The organism is Rhodanobacter aciditrophus, assembly GCF_050026795.1.
Taxonomy (GTDB): Bacteria; Pseudomonadota; Gammaproteobacteria; order Xanthomonadales; family Rhodanobacteraceae; genus Rhodanobacter_A.
The window spans coordinates 570,967-589,358 of sequence record NZ_JALBWP010000012.1 but is presented as its reverse complement, the minus strand read 5'-3'; the positions used below and the strand labels follow the sequence as shown (position 1 = coordinate 589,358).

At 68.9% G+C, this 18,392-nt stretch carries 21 protein-coding genes; 13 read left to right on the top strand and 8 right to left on the bottom strand.

The annotated features are described in order from the left end of the window. The first annotated feature begins 44 nt into the window (after positions 1-44). The 11 genes from ACQGNW_RS15805 (at position 45) to hisIE (ending at position 9,114) form a co-directional block, all read left to right on the top strand. Positions 45-1,022, top strand: a complete 978-nt coding sequence (locus ACQGNW_RS15805; RefSeq protein ID WP_426664180.1) for a cation diffusion facilitator family transporter — start codon at positions 45-47, stop codon at positions 1,020-1,022. 73 nt (positions 1,023-1,095) lie between these two features. Then, entirely contained in the window at positions 1,096-1,257 is a 162-nt protein-coding gene (locus tag ACQGNW_RS15800) for a 30S ribosomal protein THX (RefSeq protein WP_426664179.1), read from the top strand. Positions 1,258-1,514: 257 nt separating this feature from the next. Next, positions 1,515-1,850, top strand: coding sequence for a YerC/YecD family TrpR-related protein (locus ACQGNW_RS15795; RefSeq protein WP_426664178.1), 336 nt, complete (start codon positions 1,515-1,517; stop codon positions 1,848-1,850). Further along, entirely contained in the window at positions 1,847-2,740 is an 894-nt protein-coding gene (gene hisG / locus ACQGNW_RS15790; protein WP_426664177.1) for an ATP phosphoribosyltransferase, read from the top strand. The genes ACQGNW_RS15795 and hisG overlap by 4 nt, the downstream gene beginning before the upstream one ends. Before the next feature lie 13 nt (positions 2,741-2,753). Further along, complete coding sequence (gene hisD, locus ACQGNW_RS15785) at positions 2,754-4,061, top strand: histidinol dehydrogenase (RefSeq protein ID WP_426664176.1); 1,308 nt, start codon at positions 2,754-2,756, stop codon at positions 4,059-4,061. Beyond that, positions 4,058-5,191, top strand: coding sequence for a histidinol-phosphate transaminase (gene hisC / locus ACQGNW_RS15780; RefSeq protein WP_426664175.1), 1,134 nt, complete (start codon positions 4,058-4,060; stop codon positions 5,189-5,191). Before hisD ends, hisC begins: the two co-directional genes overlap by 4 nt. Beyond that, positions 5,188-6,258, top strand: a complete 1,071-nt coding sequence (gene hisB / locus ACQGNW_RS15775; protein WP_426664174.1) for a bifunctional histidinol-phosphatase/imidazoleglycerol-phosphate dehydratase HisB — start codon at positions 5,188-5,190, stop codon at positions 6,256-6,258. The genes hisC and hisB overlap by 4 nt, the downstream gene beginning before the upstream one ends. Further along, entirely contained in the window at positions 6,258-6,848 is a 591-nt protein-coding gene (gene hisH, locus ACQGNW_RS15770) for an imidazole glycerol phosphate synthase subunit HisH (protein WP_426664173.1), read from the top strand. Before hisB ends, hisH begins: the two co-directional genes overlap by 1 nt. After that, positions 6,845-7,573 (top strand): 1-(5-phosphoribosyl)-5-[(5-phosphoribosylamino)methylideneamino]imidazole-4-carboxamide isomerase, encoded by a 729-nt coding sequence (gene hisA, locus ACQGNW_RS15765; RefSeq protein WP_426664172.1) that lies wholly within the window; start codon positions 6,845-6,847, stop codon positions 7,571-7,573. Before hisH ends, hisA begins: the two co-directional genes overlap by 4 nt. Beyond that, positions 7,567-8,340, top strand: a complete 774-nt coding sequence (hisF, locus tag ACQGNW_RS15760) for an imidazole glycerol phosphate synthase subunit HisF (RefSeq protein WP_426664171.1) — start codon at positions 7,567-7,569, stop codon at positions 8,338-8,340. The genes hisA and hisF overlap by 7 nt, the downstream gene beginning before the upstream one ends. A gap of 150 nt (positions 8,341-8,490) precedes the next feature. Beyond that, positions 8,491-9,114 (top strand): bifunctional phosphoribosyl-AMP cyclohydrolase/phosphoribosyl-ATP diphosphatase HisIE, encoded by a 624-nt coding sequence (hisIE, locus tag ACQGNW_RS15755; protein WP_426664170.1) that lies wholly within the window; start codon positions 8,491-8,493, stop codon positions 9,112-9,114. 10 nt (positions 9,115-9,124) lie between these two features. Here the strand turns inward: hisIE and ACQGNW_RS15750 are convergent, their stop codons facing one another. The 5 genes from ACQGNW_RS15750 to ACQGNW_RS15730 form a co-directional block, all read right to left on the bottom strand. Then, positions 9,125-10,150 carry a C13 family peptidase gene (locus tag ACQGNW_RS15750; RefSeq protein WP_426664169.1) on the bottom strand — a complete coding sequence of 342 codons (1,026 nt, stop codon included), beginning with the start codon at positions 10,148-10,150 and terminating at the stop codon, positions 9,125-9,127. 20 nt (positions 10,151-10,170) lie between these two features. Next, positions 10,171-10,857, bottom strand: coding sequence for an acireductone synthase (gene mtnC, locus ACQGNW_RS15745; RefSeq protein ID WP_426664168.1), 687 nt, complete (start codon positions 10,855-10,857; stop codon positions 10,171-10,173). A 96-nt stretch (positions 10,858-10,953) separates the two neighbouring features. Further along, entirely contained in the window at positions 10,954-11,805 is an 852-nt protein-coding gene (locus ACQGNW_RS15740) for a prohibitin family protein (RefSeq protein WP_426664167.1), read from the bottom strand. Positions 11,806-11,909: 104 nt separating this feature from the next. Then, positions 11,910-12,470, bottom strand: a complete 561-nt coding sequence (locus ACQGNW_RS15735; protein ID WP_426664166.1) for a 1,2-dihydroxy-3-keto-5-methylthiopentene dioxygenase — start codon at positions 12,468-12,470, stop codon at positions 11,910-11,912. Next, complete coding sequence (locus tag ACQGNW_RS15730) at positions 12,467-13,117, bottom strand: methylthioribulose 1-phosphate dehydratase (RefSeq protein WP_426664165.1); 651 nt, start codon at positions 13,115-13,117, stop codon at positions 12,467-12,469. Before ACQGNW_RS15730 ends, ACQGNW_RS15735 begins: the two co-directional genes overlap by 4 nt. A 181-nt stretch (positions 13,118-13,298) precedes the next feature. Here ACQGNW_RS15730 and ACQGNW_RS15725 point away from each other — a divergent pair, with 181 nt between their 5' ends. After that, positions 13,299-13,631: a high-potential iron-sulfur protein gene (locus ACQGNW_RS15725; RefSeq protein ID WP_426664164.1), complete on the top strand. Its 333-nt coding sequence runs from the start codon at positions 13,299-13,301 to the stop codon at positions 13,629-13,631. A gap of 437 nt (positions 13,632-14,068) precedes the next feature. On the opposite strand, the gene ACQGNW_RS15720 is transcribed toward ACQGNW_RS15725, so the two are convergent. Further along, positions 14,069-15,523, bottom strand: a complete 1,455-nt coding sequence (locus ACQGNW_RS15720; protein WP_426664163.1) for an amino acid permease — start codon at positions 15,521-15,523, stop codon at positions 14,069-14,071. A gap of 75 nt (positions 15,524-15,598) precedes the next feature. After that, the gene (locus tag ACQGNW_RS15715; protein ID WP_426664162.1) at positions 15,599-17,083 is read right to left on the bottom strand and encodes an amino acid permease; all 1,485 of its coding nucleotides are present in this window, start codon (positions 17,081-17,083) and stop codon (positions 15,599-15,601) included. A 127-nt stretch (positions 17,084-17,210) separates the two neighbouring features. Between ACQGNW_RS15715 and ACQGNW_RS15710 the strand changes: the two genes are divergently transcribed. Next, a complete protein-coding gene (locus ACQGNW_RS15710) occupies positions 17,211-17,813 on the top strand; it encodes an NUDIX hydrolase (RefSeq protein WP_426664161.1) in 603 nt (200 codons plus the stop codon). 41 nt (positions 17,814-17,854) lie between these two features. Here the strand turns inward: ACQGNW_RS15710 and ACQGNW_RS15705 are convergent, their stop codons facing one another. Then, positions 17,855-18,376: a 3-hydroxyanthranilate 3,4-dioxygenase gene (locus ACQGNW_RS15705; protein WP_426664160.1), complete on the bottom strand. Its 522-nt coding sequence runs from the start codon at positions 18,374-18,376 to the stop codon at positions 17,855-17,857. Positions 18,377-18,392 lie beyond the last annotated feature (16 nt).

Sequence of the window (18,392 nt, the reverse complement as noted above, 5' to 3'; positions counted from 1 at the left end):
CGCGGTGATTGTGTAACGCCGCCCGCGCTTCCTAGCATGCGCGCATGAGCGCCGCACACACTCACGATCGCGATCACAACCACGTCCACGGGCATCCACACCCGGGAGCGCCGCAGCGCCACGACCACGCGCGGGATGCCGGCACGCGCGGTCGCCAGCTGCTGCTCGCGTTCGTGCTGACCACGCTGACCATGCTGGCCGAAGTGGTTGGCGGCCTGTGGTCGGGCTCGCTGGCGCTGCTCACCGATGGCGGCCACATGATGGTGGACGCGCTGGCCTTGCTGATGGCCTTCGCGGGCGCGCGCATGGCACTGCGGCCAGCCGACGCGCGGCGCAGCTACGGCTACGGGCGGATGGAGGTGCTCGTCGGCTTCGTCAACGCCCTCAGCCAGTTCGTGCTGGTGGCCTGGGTGGTGTGGGAGGCGATCCGGCGCCTGCTGCATCCCGGCGAGATCCTGTCGGGCCTGATGCTGGTGGTGGCCGTCATCGGCCTGCTGGTGAACCTGTTGGTCCTGCGCAGCCTGCATGGCCATGCGCACGACGACGTGAACCTGGCCAGTGCCAGCCTGCACGTGCTGGGCGATCTGCTCGGCTCGGTGGCGGCGGTGCTGGCCGCGCTGGCGATCCGCTGGCTCGGCTGGCTGTGGGCCGATCCCTTGCTGTCGATACTGGTGGCGGCGCTGATCCTGGGCAGCGCGTGGCGCCTGTTGCGTCGCTCCGCCCACATCCTGCTGGAAGGCGTGCCGGACGGCCTGGACAGCGGCGAGGTGGAGGCCGCACTGCGCGGCGCCGATGCCTCGATCCGCGGCATCCATCACCTGCACGTTTGGCAGCTGGCCTCCGGGTCGCGGATGGCGACCCTGCACGCGGAACTGCACGACCCGGCCGCCGCCGCGCAGGCGCTGCGCGCCATCAACGGCCTGCTGCGCGAGCGCTTCGGGGTGCAGCACGTCACGGTGCAGATCGACCCGGAAGCCTGCCTGGACCAGTCGCGGGGCTGCGCCCGTCGCGGCCACGGCTGAGCCCGCAGCCCGGCTATGGCGCCGCTGGCGGCGCTGCTATCATGGTCCGCCATCACGTATCGAGGAGATTTCCATGGGCAAGGGCGATCGCAAGACCCGTCGCGGCAAGACCTACCGCGGCAGCTACGGCAACACCCGCGCGCACGGCGCGCAGCCGGCCGTGGTCGGCGCCAAGCCGACCGTGACGAAGCCGGCGGCTGCCAAGAAGGCCGCGCCGAGGAAGAAGTCGGCCTGAGTCGCGGTCGGCGCGCACCATAAAAAGACCCCGCCCCGGCGGGGTTTTTTTATGGCCGCCGGCCATGCCGGCGGTTCGCCGCGCCGTTGGCGCGATGCCGCACCTCGTCCGGCGCATTCCGACGCCTGTCCGGCCGGACAGGCCGGTGGCGTGGCGCGCGCCGACGGCGCGCTGAACACAACGCGACGTGGATCGCTTGCGCCAGGTGCCGGCCCTGCCTACAATGCCGATCCATTGTACTAACGCGCTAATACATTATGAAACGTCGATCGCTGGATCCCGAGACGCCCGTCGAGTCGGCCGAGCAGAGCCTGTGCCAGGCGTTGCTGTCGCTGAAGGACGTAGAGGAGATGGACGCATTCCTGCGCGACCTGTGCACGCCGGCCGAGCTGGAGGTGCTGGTGGATCGCTGGCGCGTGGTGCCGTACCTGCTCGACGGCGTGTCCTACCGCGAGATCCACGAACGTACCGCCGTGAGCATCACCACGATCGGCCGGGTGGCGCGCTTCCTGAACCAGGGCAACGGCGGCTACCTGGCGGCAGCGGCGCGCGCGTCGCGCCGCCGTGCCGCGGCCAAGAGGGCGCGCGCATGAAGCCGCGCGACCGCCTGCGCATCGCGATGCAGAAATCCGGCCGGCTCACCGAGCCGGCGCTTGAGCTGCTGAAGCGCTGCGGCCTCACCTTCCGGCAGAGCCGCGACAAGCTGTTCTGCTTCGGCGAGGGCGAGCCGGTGGACCTGCTGCTGGTGCGCGACGACGACATACCGGGCCTGATCGCGCAGGGCGTGTGCGAACTCGGCATCGTCGGGCGCAACGTGCTCGACGAGTTCCGCCTCACCGCGGAAGAGGGCAGCGAGCCGCTGGCCGAGTTGCGGCCGCTGGGCTTCGGGCGCTGCCGGCTGTCCATCGCCGTGCCGCAGGAGTTCGACTATCGCGAGCCGGCGCAGCTGGCCGGGCAGCGCATCGCCACCTCGTATCCGGGCCTGCTCGGCGCGTGGCTGCGCGAGCACGGCGTCGCGGCGGGCGTGGTGACGCTGGCCGGTTCGGTGGAGATCGCGCCGAAGCTCGGCACCGCGGATGCGATCTGCGACCTGGTGCAGAGCGGCGGCACCCTGGCGGCGAACCAGTTGCGCGAGGCCGATGTGCTGCTGGAGAGCGAGGCCGTGCTGGCCGGTCCGCAGAGCCTGCCGGCCGACGAGCGCGGCGACCTGGTCGAATTGCTGCTGAAGCGGCTGGACGGCGTGATCCAGGTGCGTGAGTCGCGCCTGCTGTTGCTGCAGACCCCGCGCGCCGCGCTGGATGCGGTGACCCGGCTGTTGCCCGGCGGGCCGCAGCCGACCCTGCTGCCGGTGGCCGGCCAGCCAGACCAGCTGATGCTGCAGGCGCTGTGCGCGGGCGAGGTGAGCTGGCGCCAGCTGGAAGAGATCAAGAAGGCCGGTGCGCGCGAGATGTTCGTGCTGCCGGTGGAGAAGATGCTGGCATGAAGAGTCTCCCGACATGAGGCGGATCGACTGGAACGCGCTGGACGAACAAGGCCGCCGTGAGGCACTGGCGCGTCCTGCGCAATCGCGTGCGGCGGAATTGCGCGAAGGCGTGGGCCGTATCGTCGCGGCCGTGCGCGCGCAGGGCGATGCGGCTTTGCGCGAGCTGAGCGCGAAATACGATCATTGCGCCCTGACGGCGCTCGAGGTCGCCGACGACGAATTCGTGGCGGCCGAGGCGTCGCTCGATCCCGCCCTGAAGGCGGCGATACGCGAGGCCGCCGCGCGCATCGAGGCATTCCACCGCGCGGCCGCGCTGCAGCCGATGGGCGTGGACACCGCGCCCGGCGTGCGGGTGGAGCGTATGCTGCGACCGATCCAGCGCGTGGGGCTGTACGTGCCGGCAGGCAGCGCGCCGCTGCCGTCCACCGCGCTGATGCTGGGCGTACCCGCACGCATCGCGGGTTGCCGTGAGGTGGTGCTGTGCTCGCCCGCGCGCGCCGACGGCCGCTGCGACGCAGCGGTGCTGTATGCCGCCCGCCTTACCGGCGTGCACAAGGTGTTCAAGCTGGGCGGCGCGCAGGCGATCGCGGCGATGGCGTACGGCACGGCTTCCGTGCCGAAGTGCGACAAGCTGTTCGGCCCCGGCAACGCCTGGGTCACCGAGGCGAAGCTGCAGATTTCATGCGAGCCGGACGGCGCGGCGATCGACATGCCGGCCGGGCCATCCGAGGTGCTGGTGATCGCCGACGTGGCGGCGAATCCCACCTTCGTCGCCGCCGACCTGCTGTCGCAGGCCGAGCACGGGCCGGATTCGCAGGTGATCCTGCTGAGCGACTCGGCCACGCTGCTGGACCGCGTCGCACGCGAGGTCGAACGGCAGTGCGCCGAACTGCCGCGCGCGGAGATCGCGCGGCTGGCGCTGGCGCAGAGCCGCCTGATCGCGGTGGCCTCGCTGGCGCAGGCCGTCGAGGTGAGCAACCGCTACGCGCCCGAGCACCTGATCCTGCAGGTGACGGCGCCGCGGCGGCTGCTCGACGGCATCGAAAGCGCCGGCTCGGTCTTCCTCGGTGCCTGGACGCCGGAGTCCGTGGGCGATTACTGCAGCGGCAGCAACCACGTGCTGCCCACGTATGGCCATGCGCGCAGCTACAGCGGTGTGTCGGTGGCGAGCTTCCAGAAACAGATCACCGTGCAGGAGCTCAGCGCCGACGGCCTGCGCGGCATCGGTCCGTGCACCGCCACGCTGGCCGCCGCGGAACAACTGGAGGCGCACCGCCGTGCGGTGACGCTGCGCCTGGCCGAACTGGAGTCAACGACATGAGCGTACTCGATCTCGCGCGGGCGGAAATCCGCACGCTGCAGCCGTATTCCTCGGCGCGCATGGAGGCCAGCGGCGGCCAGCTGCTGCTCAACGCGAACGAATCCCCGTGGGAGCCAACCGGCGACGGTGGCATGGGCTGCAACCGCTATCCGGAACCGCAGCCCGCGGCGCTGGTGGATGCCCTCACGCGCCTGTACGGCGTGCGCCGCGAACAGCTGCTGGTGGGCCGCGGCAGCGACGAGGCGATCGACCTGCTGGTGCGCGCGTTCTGCCGCGCCGGGCGCGACGCGATCCTGGTCCAGCCGCCGACCTTCGGGATGTATGCGGTGTGCGCGCGCATCCAGGACGCCGGCGTGATCGAGGTGCCGCTGCGCCGCGACTTCACGCTGGACGTGGACGCCACGCTGGCCGCGCTCACCAGCGCCGTGAAGCTGGTGTTCGTGTGCACGCCGAACAACCCCGCGGGCAGCGTGGTGCCGCGCGCCGACATCGAGCGGCTGGCGCAGGCGCTGGCCGGCCGCGCGCTGCTGGTGGTGGACGAAGCCTACGTGGAATTCGCCGACGAGGGCAGCGTGGCCGGCCTGCTCGACCGCTACGACAACCTTGCCGTGCTGCGCACGCTGTCCAAGGCCTGGGCGCTGGCCGGTGCGCGTGTCGGCTGCCTGCTGGCGCATCCGGACGTGGTGGCCCTGCTGCGCCGGATCATGCCGCCGTATCCGCTGCCGTTGCCCAGCGTGAACGCGGCCCTGCTGGCACTGTCGGGCTGGGGACAGGCGAACGCACGCGCACGCGTCGGCATCGTGCGCGCGGAGCGGGCGCGTCTGCGCGCGGCATTGGCCCGTCTGCCGGGCGTGCGCGACGTACTGCCTTCGCAGGCGAATTTCCTCACCGCGCGTTTCGACGATGCCGGTGCCGCGTATCGGCGGTTGTTCGACGCGGGCATCGTGGTACGCGACGTGCGGCGCTATCCGGGCCTGGGTGACGCATTGCGCATCACGGTCGGCACGCCGATGGAGAACGAACGGGTACTGGCTGCCCTTGCCCCCGGCAAGGGCACCGCTGGCGGGGAGGCTTTTTTGAAGAGTCCGGCCACGGATGGTCGGGGGTTTGCCGAGGGATCGGCAACATGAGTACAAACCGGAAGATCCTGTTCGTCGACCGCGACGGCTGCCTGATCGAGGAGCCGGCCGACGAGCAGATCGACAGCTACGAGAAGCTGGCTCTGCTGCCGGGCGTGATCGCCGCGCTGCAGCGCTTCGTCGCTGCCGGCTACGAACTGGTGATGGTGACGAACCAGGACGGCCTGGGCACGGACAGCTTCCCCGAGGCGCATTTCACCGGCCCGCACGAGTTGCTGATGCGCATCCTGTCCTCGCAGGGCATCCGTTTCCGCGAGGTGCTGATCGACCGCAGTTTCCCGCACGAGGGGCTGGCCACGCGCAAGCCTGGCATCGGCATGCTGCGCCATTTTCTGGCCGACGACGGCTGGAGCCGCACTGCCTCGGCGATGGTGGGTGACCGCGAGAGCGATCTGCAATTCGCCGCGAACATGGGCGTGCGCGGCTTCCGCGTGGGGGCGCAGGGCATGGCGTGGGAAGAGGTGGCGCACCAGATGCTGGATGCGCCGCGCGTCGGTGCGGTGGTGCGCAACACCCGGGAAACCCGCATCCGCGTGCGCGTCGATCTCGACAAGCCTGCCGAGCCCAGGGTGCGCACCGGCCTCGGCTTCTTCGACCACATGCTTGAGCAGATCGGCAAGCACGGCGGCTTCGCGCTGGAGCTCACCTGCGACGGCGACACCCACATCGACGAGCACCACACCATCGAGGACTGCGCGCTGGCGCTGGGTCAGGCGCTGCAGCAGGCGCTGGGCGACAAGCGCGGCATCGGTCGCTACGGCTTCGCGCTGCCGATGGACGAGAGCGCGGCGGAGGCGCGTCTGGACTTGTCCGGCCGCCCGTATTTCGTGTTCGAGGGCAGCTTCCCGCGCGAGCGCGTGGGCGAGGTGCCCACCGAGCTGGTGCCGCATTTCTTCCGCTCGCTGTGCGAGACGCTGGGCGCGAACCTGCACCTTGCGGTGCGCGGCGACAACGCGCACCACATGGTCGAGGCCTGCTTCAAGGTGGTGGCGCGCACGCTGCGCCAGGCGATCCGCCGCGAGGGCGACGATCTGCCGAGCACCAAGGGTGCGCTGTGATGGGCGTCGTGCTGGTCGATGCGGGCGGCACCAACATCGGCTCGGTGCGCTATGCGCTGCAGCGGCTGGGCGTTGACGCGGCGCTGACCTCGGATGCCGCGGCGATCCGCGCCGCCGACAAGGTGATCCTGCCCGGCGTGGGCGCGGCGGGCCCGGGCATGGCGCGCCTGCGCGAGCTGGGCCTGGTCGACCTGCTGCGCTCGCTGAGCCAGCCGGTGCTGGGCGTGTGCCTGGGCATGCAGCTGCTCTGCGCGCATTCGGAGGAGGGCGACACCGAGTGCCTGGGCCTGATCCCGGCCGAGGCGCGCCGCTTCGCCGAACGTCCCGGCCTGCGCGTGCCGCACATGGGCTGGAACGGCCTGTCCGTGCAGCGGCAGCATCCGTTGCTGCAGGAGCTTGCCACCGGCGAGCAGGCGTATTTCGTGCACAGCTATGCAGTACCGGTCGGCGCGTGGACGCTGGCCAGCGCGGACCATGGCGCGCCGTTCTCCGCCGTGGTCGCGTGCGGCAACTTCCACGGCATGCAGTTCCATCCCGAGCGTTCCGCCGCCGTCGGCGCGAAGCTCCTCAGGAATTTCCTCGAGCTATGACGTTCACTGTCATTCCCGCCATCGACCTGCGCGACGGCCGCGTGGTGCGCCTGAAGCAGGGCGATTACGCCAGGCAGACAACATACCCGGACGATCCGCGTGCCCTGGCGCAGCGCTACGCCGAGGCCGGCACGCACTGGCTGCACCTGGTCGACCTGGACGGCGCGCGTTCGGGCAGCCTCGACAATCTCTCGGTGATCGAAGCGGTCGCCCACGACGGCATGCAGGTGCAGGCCGGTGGCGGCGTGCGCGAGGATGCCGACCTGCGCCGGCTGTTCGACGCCGGCGTGGCCCGCGTGGTGGTGGGCAGCGTGGCGATCCGCGATCCCGAACGCGTGGCGGGCTGGCTGCGCGGATACGGCGCCGATCGCTTCACGCTGGCGCTCGACACTCGCCGCATCGACGGCCGCTGGAGCCTGCCCAGCGCGGGCTGGACGGAGACCGAGGCGCGCACGCTGGACGAACTGGCACCGTGGTACACGGCGCAGGGCGCGCGCCACCTGCTGTGCACCGACATCGACCGCGACGGCATGCTGGCCGGCTTCAACCTCGACCTGTACCGCCACCTCGCCGGCACCGTGCCGCAACTGGCGGTGCAGGCTTCCGGCGGCGTGCGCTCGCTGGACGACATCCGCGCGGCGCGCGAAGCCGGAGCGCGCGGCGTGATCCTCGGCCGCGCCTTGCTGGAAGGGCGCTTCACCGTGGCGGAGGCGCTGGCATGCTAAGCCGCCGCATCATTCCCTGCCTCGACGTGCGCGACGGCCAGGTGGTCAAGGGCGTGCGTTTCCGCGACCACGTGGCGATGGGCGGCATCGTGGATCTCGCGCTGCGCTACCGCGACGAAGGCGCCGACGAGCTGGTGTTCTACGACATCACCGCCAGCCCCGAGGGACGCAGTGTGGACCGCGGCTGGGTGGAGAAGGTGGCGCGGGTGATCGACATCCCGTTCTGCGTGGCCGGTGGCATCCGCTCGGTGGACGAGGCGCGCGCGGTGCTGCACGCCGGCGCGGACAAGGTCTCGGTGAACTCGCCGGCTCTGGAGCGGCCGGGGCTGATCGACGAACTGGCCGCCGCGTTCGGCGTGCAGTGCGTGGTGGTGGGCGTGGATTCGCTGCGCGACGACGACGGCGAATGGCGCGTGCGCCAGTACACCGGCGATCCGGCGAAGACGCGCGCCCTGGCGCGCCGCACGCTCGACTGGGTGATCGAGGTACAGCGGCGCGGCGCCGGCGAGATCGTGCTCAACTGCATGGGCAGCGACGGCGTGCGGCAGGGCTACGACATCGAACAGCTCAAGGCGGTGCGCGCGATCTGCCGGGTGCCGCTGATCGCTTCCGGCGGTGCGGGCGAACCGGCGCATTTCCGCGACGCCTTTGCCGACGCCGACGTGGACGGCGCGCTGGCGGCCAGCGTGTTCCACTCCGGCGCGATCGCGATTCCCGCGCTCAAGCGATACCTGCAGGAGCAGGGCGTCGCAATACGTGTTCCCTAGCTCGTCATTCCGGCGAAAGCCGGGTTTTCAACAGACGAATGTCTGGCCATCCAGCATCTTCGGTACAGTGACGGCGCATCCAGTCGCTGGAATGACGGAAGAATCCAATCTCATCGCATGCGTCGACGCATGCTGGCAGCAGGTATTCCGATGACTGATTCCAACACCGGTCTTTCCCGCCTCGACTGGGCCAAGGGCGACGGTCTGCTGCCCGCCATCGTGCAGCACTGGTTGACGGGCGAAGTGCTGATGCTGGGCTACATGAACGAGGGGGCGCTGGCGGAAACGCGGCGCAGCGGTCGCGTCACCTTCTGGAGCCGCAGCAAGCAGCGGCTGTGGACGAAGGGCGAGAGCTCCGGCCACGTGCTGGCGCTGAAATCCATCCGCGTCGACTGCGATGCCGACACCTTGCTGGTGCAGGCCCAGCCGCACGGGCCGACCTGCCACCTGGGCACGCCGAGTTGTTTCGGTGCCGACGCGCGCCCGCCGCTGGGCTTCCTTGCCGAACTCGATGCGCTGGTGGCGCAGCGCCATGCCGAACGCCCGCAGGGCAGCTACACCACCGGGCTGTTCGAGGCCGGTACGCGGCGCATCGCGCAGAAGGTGGGCGAGGAGGGCGTGGAGAGCGCGCTCGCCGCCGTGGCGCAGGGCGACGGGGAACTGCTGGGCGAGGTGGCGGACCTCATGTTCCACCTCACCGTGCTGCTGCGCGCCCGCGGATTGTCGCTGGCCGACGCGGTGGCCGTGCTGGCGGAACGGCACGCCGGGCGCTGATCGCGGCTCTTCAGTACGTCGCGGCGGCGGCGCTGGCGGCAGGCGCGGGCGCTGCCGGCACGAAGGACACGGCCGGCCCCGGCGTGATGCCCTTGCGCCAGGCATCGAGCTGCGCCCGGATGCCCTTGCCGACATAGCTCTGCGGCTCGGAAGGCGTGAGCTTGTCGCGCCGCTCCCATTGCGCGATCTCGACCTTGGCCTTGGCGAAGGCATCGGCAAAGTTGTCGGTGCGGTTCAGTGCGTCGACGAGCCAGGCGTGGCCGAAATAGGTGAGCTCGGATTCGCTGCCGCAGCCGAAGGAGCTGTGGTCGCTGCTGGCGGCGGTGAGCACCAGGGTGCCGTCGCCGGCCAGCGGCGGGATGAAGCCGCCGGAGTAGCAGGCGTTGACCACCACCACCTTCCACTTGAACGGGTGCTCCTTGAGGATGCCGGCCAGGTCCTGTGCGCCGATCTGGTCCAGCGGCAGCGGATCCATGTCCACCAGCAGCTCGTGGTCCTCGCTGCCGTGCGTGCTCAGGTAGAGCATCAGGATGTCGTCGGGATGCATCATCTTGGCGAGGCCGTCCAGGGCGCCCTCCAGGTTGCTCCAGCTGGCGAGCGGATGCGTGGCCAGCGAAGCGGGGTTGTTTTCCAGCACCAGCACATGGGTGCTGGCGCCGAAGCGGCGGCGGAACAGCCGGGCCGCGTATTCGGCCTCATTGCGGAATACGTTTTCGCTGCCGTCGCCGGCGAAGGCGACCAGGTAGAGGTTGGGCTTGCCGGGCACGCGCGGAGCGAGCTTCGCCAGTGCATCGCGCACCATCTGCGGTTGGGCGTAGAGCACCTGTTCGGGCGTGGGGCCGTTGTTCGGCCAGTCGGTGCTGCCTTGGTCGTCGTCGCCGGTGTCGCTGGCTGCCACGGAGCCGGTCACCGCGAGGCTGTCTGCCGTCGCGGCCCGGGCCGTATGGGTGCCTGGCGCGGGGGCGTGGCCGGGTAGCCACAGCATCAGCAACATGCCGGCGGCCGAGGCGAGCAGGATGGTGAGGACGGTGCGCATGCGGTGGCGGGTCTCGAGGGTCAGGGCGTGACGGCGTCGAAATCGGCGTAGGCCGGGTGGCGTGGCTGTGCCGGCAGCGCGTGGGGCGGGCGCAGCAGCCAGCCGGTGCGGAAACCTGCGGCCTGTGCGGCGTCCAGTTCCTCGACGATGTCGGACAAAAACAGGATGTGCGCGGGCTGCTCGCCGATCGCCGCGGCGATCTTTTCGTAGGAGGCCCGCTCGCGCTTGGGGCCGGTCTCGGTGTCGAAGTAGCCGGCGAACAGCGGCGTGAGGTCGCCGGCCTCGCTGTAGCCGAAGAACAGCTTCTGCGCCGGCACCGAACCGGAGGAGTACACGTACAGCCGCAGGCCCTCGGCGCGCCAGGCGCGCAGCCGCGACGCCACTTCGGGGTAGACATGGGCGCGGTAGTCGCCTGCTTCGTAGCCATCCCGCCAGATCATGCCCTGCAGCGCCTTCAGCGCGGTGGATTTGCGGTCCTCGTCGATCCAGCGCAGCAGCAGTTCGATCACCTCCTGCCGACTTGCCTCGACGTAGCCGGCCTCCTTCGCGGCTTCGTGCAGCCAGTGCTGCAGATCGGGGCGATCGGCATGGGTTTCCACGAAGGCGGGCAGGCGCTTGCGCGCGTAGGGGAACAGCACGTCCTTGACGAAGCTGATCGAGCTGGTGGTGCCTTCGATGTCGGTGACGATGGCGCGGATTTCGGGCATGGCCGGGGAAACGGGTGGCGGGACGGCCAGTTTACCCGGGCTGGTGCCCCGCCAACGCGCCGCGTCGGCGCACCGGTTCGATGCTCCGCGCGGGCGTCAGTCGGCCACCGCGCCGCCTTTGCCTGCCGGGGTGACGGGCCCGATCATCGGGATCGCGCCGTTGCCGCCCATCACCTGCGGCAGCACGCCGTTCCATTTCTCCACGGCCTTCAGCTGGATGATCTGCGGGGTGATGGTCTGTTGCAGGAGCTTTTGCGCCTGCGCCTGTCCTTCGGCCTGCGCGACTTCCTGTTCGGCCTGGATCTTGGTGCGCTGCAGGTCGTAGGTGGCTTGCAGCGCGCGTTGCTGGGCCACCTGCTTCTGCTCGATGGCCTCGGTGTAGACGTGGCTGAACTGGAAGTTCGTGATGTTCACGCCCTGCACCTGCACCTTGTACTGGTTCAGGGCGGTGATGATCTGCTGCTGGATCTCCGTGGCGACCTTGTCGCGGCTTTCGATCAGGTCCTCGGCGTTGTACCGGGCGGCGACTGCCTTTACCGCGTTGGACACGACCGGGGCGATCACCTTGCTGGCGAGTTCGGATTCGTCGCCGAGGTGCTGGTAGACCCATTCGGCGTCGAGCGGGTTGATCGCCCAGTTCACGGCAACCTCGGTCGAGACGTTCTGCAGGTCGCGGCTGGCCGCCGTTTCGTTCGTCTGCGATTTCTGGATCTGCACGTTCATCTGCTTCACCGTCTGGACGAACGGCAGCTTGAAGTGCAGTCCCGGGTTCAGCACGCCCGGGTGCACGGCGCCGAAGGTCATCAGCACCCCCCGGTTGCCGGGGCCGATGGTGACGATGCTCGACCAAAGCGCCGCCAGCAGCACGAGTGCGCCGATCAGCAGCCCGATGTTGCGCGTGCCGGAAGCGCGTGATGCGTTGAGCGAAGACTTGAAGCTGGTTTCCATGCATGGCTCCCCTTGCCGAGCCTTGCATTCTGGCAGTACGCCGGCACCGGCGAAAGCGCTGAGGACGGCGTTGCTCCGCCGACGGTCCGGTGGCGGTCGCCGGTTCAGTCGCTGGCGGCGATGGGCTGCATGCGCGGGAAGCCCTGCGCGATGTCGCTGCCGGTGTAGTTTGCCACCCAGCCGTCCTTGTTGGTGAACAGGCGGATCGCCACGAAGTACGGCGCCTCGCTCATGTCGAACCAGTGGCGGGTGCCGTCGGGCACGCCGATCAGGTCGCCCGCCTCGCACAGCACGTCGTAGACCTTGCCGTCGATGTGCAGGGTGAATTGTCCAGCGCCGGCCACGAAGAAGCGCACCTCGTCCTCGCTGTGGGTATGTTCGCTGAGGAACTTCTGGCGCAGCGCGGTGCGTTCGGGATGGTCTGGCCTGAGGCTGATCACGTCCACCGACTGGTAGCCTTCCTCGCGCATCAGCCTGTCGACGTCGGTGCGGTAGGCGGCGATCACCTCGTCCTGGGCGGCGCCGGGGGCAATCGGCCGGTTCGCGGCCCATCGCTCGAAACGCACGCCGACCACGCCCAGCTCCCTGGCGATCGCGGCGTGTTCGTCGATCATCGTCAACGGCGCCTGCGGCCGGGTTTCGTCGAAGATGCGCAGTCGGCTCATGATGCCCTCAGCTTTTTCAGGTCGAGCTCGCAAGCGAGCAGGAACTCCAGCGCCTCCAGGTGGCGGCGCGCCTCGGCCATGTCGCGGCCCCAGGTGTAGATGCCGTGGCCGTCGATCAGGTAGGCCGCCAGTGGCATGCCGGCGTCCAGCCAGGCGTCGACCCGTGCCACCAGTTCGGGCATGTGCTGGGTGTTGGGAAACACCGGGATCTCCAGCACGCCCTCGTGGCTGGTGTACCCGGAGATGGCCTTCTGCAGCTCCCAGCCTTCCAGCCGCACCGCGCCCGCTGCGGAGAACAGCCGCGAGGCGACGCTTTGCGTGCGGGAGTGGGTATGCAGCACCACGGAGGCCGCGGGAAACCGGCGGTAGACCTGGGTGTGCAATGCCGTTTCGGCGCTGGGGCGGGCGTCGGTACCCACGGCCCGGCCCTGCATGTCCACCAGCATGATGTCGTCGCGGCCCAGCTTGCCCTTGTCGCGGCCGGAGACGGTGACCGCGATGAGCTCCGCATCCACCCGCATCGAGAAGTTGCTGCTGGTGGCCGGTGTCCAGCCGGCCAGCGCCAGCTCACGCGCGGCGTCGGCGATGGCATCGGCGCACGCGGCAAAGAGGGCGGCGGGGATCGTGTCCGGAAGTTTCTGGTGCATGACGAATGGACGTCCAAACAGATGCCGACTATAACATGCGTCGTGCGCGTGCCCGGCAGTAATGCGATCCATTCTCGCAAGTCAGCAAGCATCGCGAGCAAACGGGTTAAGATCGCCGCATCGCGTTCCACTCATCCCGCCGCATGCTGCGCCGGATTTTTCACAGACGGAGGTTTTGCCCATGTCGAACGAAAAAGATCTCGAATCGCGTCGCCGTTTCCTGAAGGTGGCGGCCGGCACCACGGCGGCTGCGGCGGTGCTGGGCGGGCTGCCGCGCTTCGCGCGCGCCGCCGACCTGCCGCACGTGACCGACGCTGATCCGACCGCCAAGGCGCTGGGTTACGTCGAGGACGCCAGCAAGACCACCAACCCCAAGCACAAGGCTGGCGCCAATTGTTCCAACTGCCAGTTCTACTCCGGCGGCCCCAGCGGCTACGGCCCCTGCGCGCTGTTCCCGGGCAAGTCCGTCAACGCGAAGGGTTGGTGCGTGTCGCATTCGCCGAAGGCGGGTTGATCGCGCAATCTGTTCTCCAGGGGGCACAGCAAAAGGCCGGCACTCGTTGCCGGCCTTTTCGCATCGTCGGTGCGCAGGCGCGCGTCTGCCGCGTGGCGGCGTCGCGTCGATGCAAGCGGGGGGGGGGGGGCGGGAAAAGTGCTGCCCGGCGCGTCAGGCTGAGGAGCTGGCCAGCTGACGCGCCGGGCGGCGATCCGGGGCCCACTGCCAAGTGATCAACCCTCGGACTGGGGATGATACCCCTGGGCGGGGCAAATGGGCGGCCGGGTGTCGAGATTCTTTCGGAAATATTCCGTTAAGCCATTCAAGGGCAAGGATTTTTTTGGCTTTTTTTGTTGCCGCCGGGAGCAAAAAGCCGAGCGGCCCCCTGAACCAGCCACTATCTGCCAGATGCTATGGAATCGAAGACATTCGGCGCATTTTGACGATATTCGAGCTCAAGTTGGCTCACCAGTCGCCGCTGGGCGACGCAGGCGGCTGTGCCGGTAGCCGTAGCCGAAATAGATCGCCAGCCCGATCACGGTCCAGATGCCCATCAACAGCCACTGGTACCAGTTTTCCCAGTACAGGAGGCCGAGACAGCTGAGCACGCCCAGCGTGCAGATCAGCGGTGCCCATGGCACGCGGAAGGTGCGCGGCAGATCGGGTCGGGTGTAGCGCAGGATCAGCACGCCCGCGCAGACCGCCACGAACGCGATCAGCGTGCCCATCGAGACGAGGTCGCCCAGGATGTCAAGCGGGAACACCGCCGCAAGCGCCGCGATGCCGATGCCGGTGATCACGGTGTTGATGTGCGGAGTCTTGTAGCGCGGGTGGATCTTCGCGAACACCGGGGGCAACAGGCCGTCGTTGCCCATGATCATGAAGATGCGCGGCTGCGCGATGATCATCACCAAGATCACGGAGGACAGGCCGATCAGCGCGCCGATCTCCACCACCCAACGCAGTACGCCCAGCTCGGGGTGCGCCCTTATCGCGGTGACGACCGGCTCGGGGGTGCCCAGTTGGTCGAACGGCAGCAGGCCGGTGATCACCGCCGCCATGCCGATGTACAGCACGGTGCATATCGCCAGCGACACCAGCGTGCTGATCGGCAGGTCGCGCTGCGGGTTCTTCGCCTCCTGTGCCGCAGTGGAGGTGGCCTCGAAGCCGATGTAGGCGAAGAACACCAGGGTCGCGGCGCGCATGATGCCGGCCCAGCCGTATTTCTCCGGCCCCTGCTGCGGCGGGATGAACGGGTGCCACAGGTCCGGGTTCACGTACTGCCAGCCGGCCACGATCACGATCACGATCAGGCCGACCTTGAGGATCACCATCGCCAGGTTCGTGCCGCTGGATTCGCGGATGCCCACGTAGCAAAGCCAGGTCAGCGCCAGTGTGATCGCCACCGCAGGCAGGTTGAACAGCGCGCCGGTGGCGACGAGATGCCCGTCCTGGTACGCCAACGGCGCGTTGGTCAGCACCGCGGGCAGATGCACGCCGATGTTGTCGAGCAGGCTGGTGAAGTAGCCGGTCCAGCTCACCGCCACCGCCGAGGCGGAGACACCGTACTCCAGCACCATGTTCCAGCCGATGAACCAGGCCACCAGTTCGCCCAGCGTGGCATAGGCGTAGGAATAGGAGCTGCCCGACATCGGGATGAGCGTGGCGAACTCGGCGTAGCACAACGCGGTGAAGCTGCAGCAGATCGCTGCGATGATGAACGACAGGATGATCGCCGGGCCGGCATGTTCGGCCGCCGCCTGGCCGGTGATCACGAAGATGCCGCCGCCGATCACTGCGCCGATGCCCAGCGCGGTCAGGCCCCAGGGACCGAGCGTGCGTTGCAGGGCGATGCCGTGGGCGGCGTCGGTGCCGAATGCGGTCTTGCGGGCGAGCAGTTGCTTGAGCATGGTGCTTCCAAACATGGAACCGGCACGACGAGGTCGTGCCGGCGGCGTGGCAGTCGGTGGGCGGGCGTGCGGGAATCAGTTCGCCTCGACGCCGCGGGCCAGGTGGCTCCTGCGGTAGCCGTACAGGTAGTACACCACCAGACCGATCGCGCCCCACACGAAGAACGTGATCTTGGCTTCCTTCGACAGGTTGAGGAACAGCAGCAGGCAGCCGATCACCGCCAGCGGGCAGACCAGCCATGGCAGCGGGGTACGGAACGGGCGCGGGCGCTCGGGCTGGGTACGACGCAGGATCAGCACGCCGACCGCCACCATGATGAACGCGAACAGCGTGCCCGAGTTGGTGATGTCGGCGAGGATGCCCACCGGGAACAGCGCGCCGAACAGCGAGACGAAGGTGCCGGTGATCAGGGTGATCACGTGCGGCGTGTGGAAGCGCGGATGGATCTTGGCCAGCGAATGAGGCAGCAGGCCGTCGCGCGACATGGTGAAGAAGATGCGGGTCTGGCCGTAGGTCATCGTCAGGATCACCGACGGCAGCGCGATGCCGGCGGCGAAGGCGATGAAGGCCGCGATGGTGTTGTGGTTCAGCAGGCGCACCACGTGGGCCAGCGCCTCCTTGCTGCACACCAGCGCCTGCGAACCGTCGCAGGCTGCGGCGAACGCCGGCGTGCCCGGCTCGAGCGCCATGCCGTTCGGGCCCAGCATCGGCTGCGCGCCCACCGAGCCAACGGCGCCGTAGCTCACCAGCAGGTAGTAGATGGTGCAGACGCTCAGCGAACCGATCAGGGCGATCGGGATGTTGCGGTTCGGGTTCTTGGTTTCCTCGGCCGCCGTGGAAATGGCGTCGAAGCCGATGTAGGCGAACACGATGGAGGCCGCCGCGCCCAGCACGCCGATGCCGCCCATCGGGCTGCCCCAGCCGTTCGGCACGAATGGCGTGAAGTTCTGGTCCTTCACCGCCGGCAGCGCGACGAAGATGAAGGCGGTGAGGGCGGCGATCTTGATCAGCACCAGCACGGTGTTGACCTTGGCCGACTTCGAGGTGCCGATCACCAGCAGGAAGGTGACCGCCAGGCCGATCAGGCAGGCCAGCAGGTTGAAGCTGCCGCCGTCCATCGGGCCCACCTGCAGGAAGTGCGGCAGACCGAATCCTGCGTGCGTGAGAAGGCCGTTGACGTAGCCGGCCCAGCCCACGCACACCGTGCTGGCGGCGATGGTGTATTCCAGCACCAGCGCCCAGCCGACGATCCACGCGACGCCCTCGCCGAGCACTCCGTAGGTGTAGGTATAGGCGGAGCCGGCCACTGGCACCATCGAGGCGAGTTCAGCGTAGGCGAGCGCGGCGAACGCGCAGACCACCGCGGCGATCACGAACGCGATCATCATGCCGGGGCCGGCCTTCTGGCCGGCCTCGGCGGTGAGCACGAAGATGCCGGTGCCGATGATCGCGCCGATGCCGAGCATGGTGAGCTGGAAGGCGCCGAGCTGGCGGGTAAGGCTTTTCTTTTCCGCCGTGGCGATGATCTGGTCGATCGGCTTGATGCGCTTGAACAGCATGCGGTGCTCCCCGGGAAACAGCGACGTCACGCTCGAACGGAAACGCGACGAAGAGGGACGCGACGAGCCGACGGACGGCCAACCATAGCGGAGCGACTGGAGGGGTACAAGACGCGATGCAGCTAGAATGCCCGCTGTTCCCGCACCCCTGCCACAAGTCATGTCGCTCGTATTTCCGCAGCTTGCCACGGCCCTGGACGACTACCGTGTGCGCCATCCGGAGGAGGGCGACACGGTCGCCTGTTTCGCGGATTTCCTCGCGTCGGACGCGGCCGTGTTCGAGCGCAGTCATCTTGCGGGCCACTTCACCGGTTCGGCCTGGCTGGTGAGTGCGGACGGTGCGCGCGTGCTGCTCACGCACCACCGCAAGCTGGGCCGCTGGCTGCAGTTGGGCGGCCACGCCGATGGCGATGCCAACCTCGCGCGCGTGGCGTTGCGCGAAGCGGAAGAGGAATCGGGCCTGCAGGACCTGGCGGTGGAGCCGGCGATCTTCGACCTGGACGCGCACCGCATCCCGGCGCGCGGCAGCGAGCCGGAGCATTGGCACTACGACGTGCGCCACGTGGTGCGCGCGAACGGCGACGAGGCCTTCGAGGTCAGTGGAGAGTCGCTGGCGCTGGCGTGGAAACCGGTGCGCGGGATCGCCGACGATCCGCAGGCCGATGCGTCGCTGCGACGCATGGCGCGCAAGTGGCTGGCGCGCGCGCCGCAGGGGTGCCCCCCTGGGTGATGCACCGCTCGCGAAAGGCGCGCCCGCAGCCGGGGGCGCCCCTACGCGTACCGCTCCGGCGCCGGGTTGAGGTGGCCGCAGGCTCCGCAGGTGCGCGCCTCGCGTGAGCGGTAGAAGCGCTCGAACACCGGCGGGAAATCACGCTCGATGCTGTCGAGCGTGAAGTACTCCTCATACAGCTTGTGGTTGCAACACTCGCAGAACCACAGCAGACCGTCCTTTTCGTGCGGCAGGCGCCGGCGTTCGATCACCAGCCCGATCGAGCCGGCCATGCGCTGCGGCGAGTGCGGTACGCGCGGCGGGAGGTAGAACATCTCGCCGGCGCGGATCGGGAGGTCGCGCGCCTCGCCGTCGTCCTGCACCTTAAGCACCATCTCGCCTTCGAGCTGGTAGAAGAATTCCGGACCCTCGTCCCAGTGGTAGTCGGTGCGCGCGTTCGGACCGCCCACGATCATCACGATGAAGTCGCCGTCCACGATGCACTTGTTGCCCACCGGTGGCTTCAGCAGGTGGCGGTGCTCGTCTATCCAGCGTTGCAGGTTGAAGGGCGGGGTGAGGGCCATGCGGGTTGTCCGTGGA

Bases quoted from the DNA above. Each gene is read 5' to 3' on its own strand.
- ACQGNW_RS15800 (WP_426664179.1), top strand. From the start codon at position 1,096: ATGGGCAAGGGCGATCGCAAGACCCGTCGCGGCAAGACCTACCGCGGC.
- hisD (WP_426664176.1), top strand. From the start codon at position 2,754: ATGAGGCGGATCGACTGGAACGCGCTGGACGAACAAGGCCGCCGTGAG.
- hisA (WP_426664172.1), top strand. From the start codon at position 6,845: ATGACGTTCACTGTCATTCCCGCCATCGACCTGCGCGACGGCCGCGTG.
- ACQGNW_RS15735 (WP_426664166.1), bottom strand. From the start codon at position 12,470: ATGAGCCGACTGCGCATCTTCGACGAAACCCGGCCGCAGGCGCCGTTG.
- ACQGNW_RS15715 (WP_426664162.1), bottom strand. From the start codon at position 17,083: ATGCTGTTCAAGCGCATCAAGCCGATCGACCAGATCATCGCCACGGCG.
- hisF (WP_426664171.1), top strand. From the start codon at position 7,567: ATGCTAAGCCGCCGCATCATTCCCTGCCTCGACGTGCGCGACGGCCAG.
- ACQGNW_RS15730 (WP_426664165.1), bottom strand. From the start codon at position 13,117: ATGCACCAGAAACTTCCGGACACGATCCCCGCCGCCCTCTTTGCCGCG.
- ACQGNW_RS15705 (WP_426664160.1), bottom strand. From the start codon at position 18,376: ATGGCCCTCACCCCGCCCTTCAACCTGCAACGCTGGATAGACGAGCAC.
- hisIE (WP_426664170.1), top strand. From the start codon at position 8,491: ATGACTGATTCCAACACCGGTCTTTCCCGCCTCGACTGGGCCAAGGGC.
- mtnC (WP_426664168.1), bottom strand. From the start codon at position 10,857: ATGCCCGAAATCCGCGCCATCGTCACCGACATCGAAGGCACCACCAGC.
- ACQGNW_RS15720 (WP_426664163.1), bottom strand. From the start codon at position 15,523: ATGCTCAAGCAACTGCTCGCCCGCAAGACCGCATTCGGCACCGACGCC.
- ACQGNW_RS15740 (WP_426664167.1), bottom strand. From the start codon at position 11,805: ATGGAAACCAGCTTCAAGTCTTCGCTCAACGCATCACGCGCTTCCGGC.
- ACQGNW_RS15725 (WP_426664164.1), top strand. From the start codon at position 13,299: ATGTCGAACGAAAAAGATCTCGAATCGCGTCGCCGTTTCCTGAAGGTG.
- hisB (WP_426664174.1), top strand. From the start codon at position 5,188: ATGAGTACAAACCGGAAGATCCTGTTCGTCGACCGCGACGGCTGCCTG.
- ACQGNW_RS15795 (WP_426664178.1), top strand. From the start codon at position 1,515: ATGAAACGTCGATCGCTGGATCCCGAGACGCCCGTCGAGTCGGCCGAG.
- hisH (WP_426664173.1), top strand. From the start codon at position 6,258: ATGGGCGTCGTGCTGGTCGATGCGGGCGGCACCAACATCGGCTCGGTG.
- ACQGNW_RS15805 (WP_426664180.1), top strand. From the start codon at position 45: ATGAGCGCCGCACACACTCACGATCGCGATCACAACCACGTCCACGGG.
- ACQGNW_RS15710 (WP_426664161.1), top strand. From the start codon at position 17,211: ATGCCCGCTGTTCCCGCACCCCTGCCACAAGTCATGTCGCTCGTATTT.
- hisC (WP_426664175.1), top strand. From the start codon at position 4,058: ATGAGCGTACTCGATCTCGCGCGGGCGGAAATCCGCACGCTGCAGCCG.
- hisG (WP_426664177.1), top strand. From the start codon at position 1,847: ATGAAGCCGCGCGACCGCCTGCGCATCGCGATGCAGAAATCCGGCCGG.
- ACQGNW_RS15750 (WP_426664169.1), bottom strand. From the start codon at position 10,150: ATGCGCACCGTCCTCACCATCCTGCTCGCCTCGGCCGCCGGCATGTTG.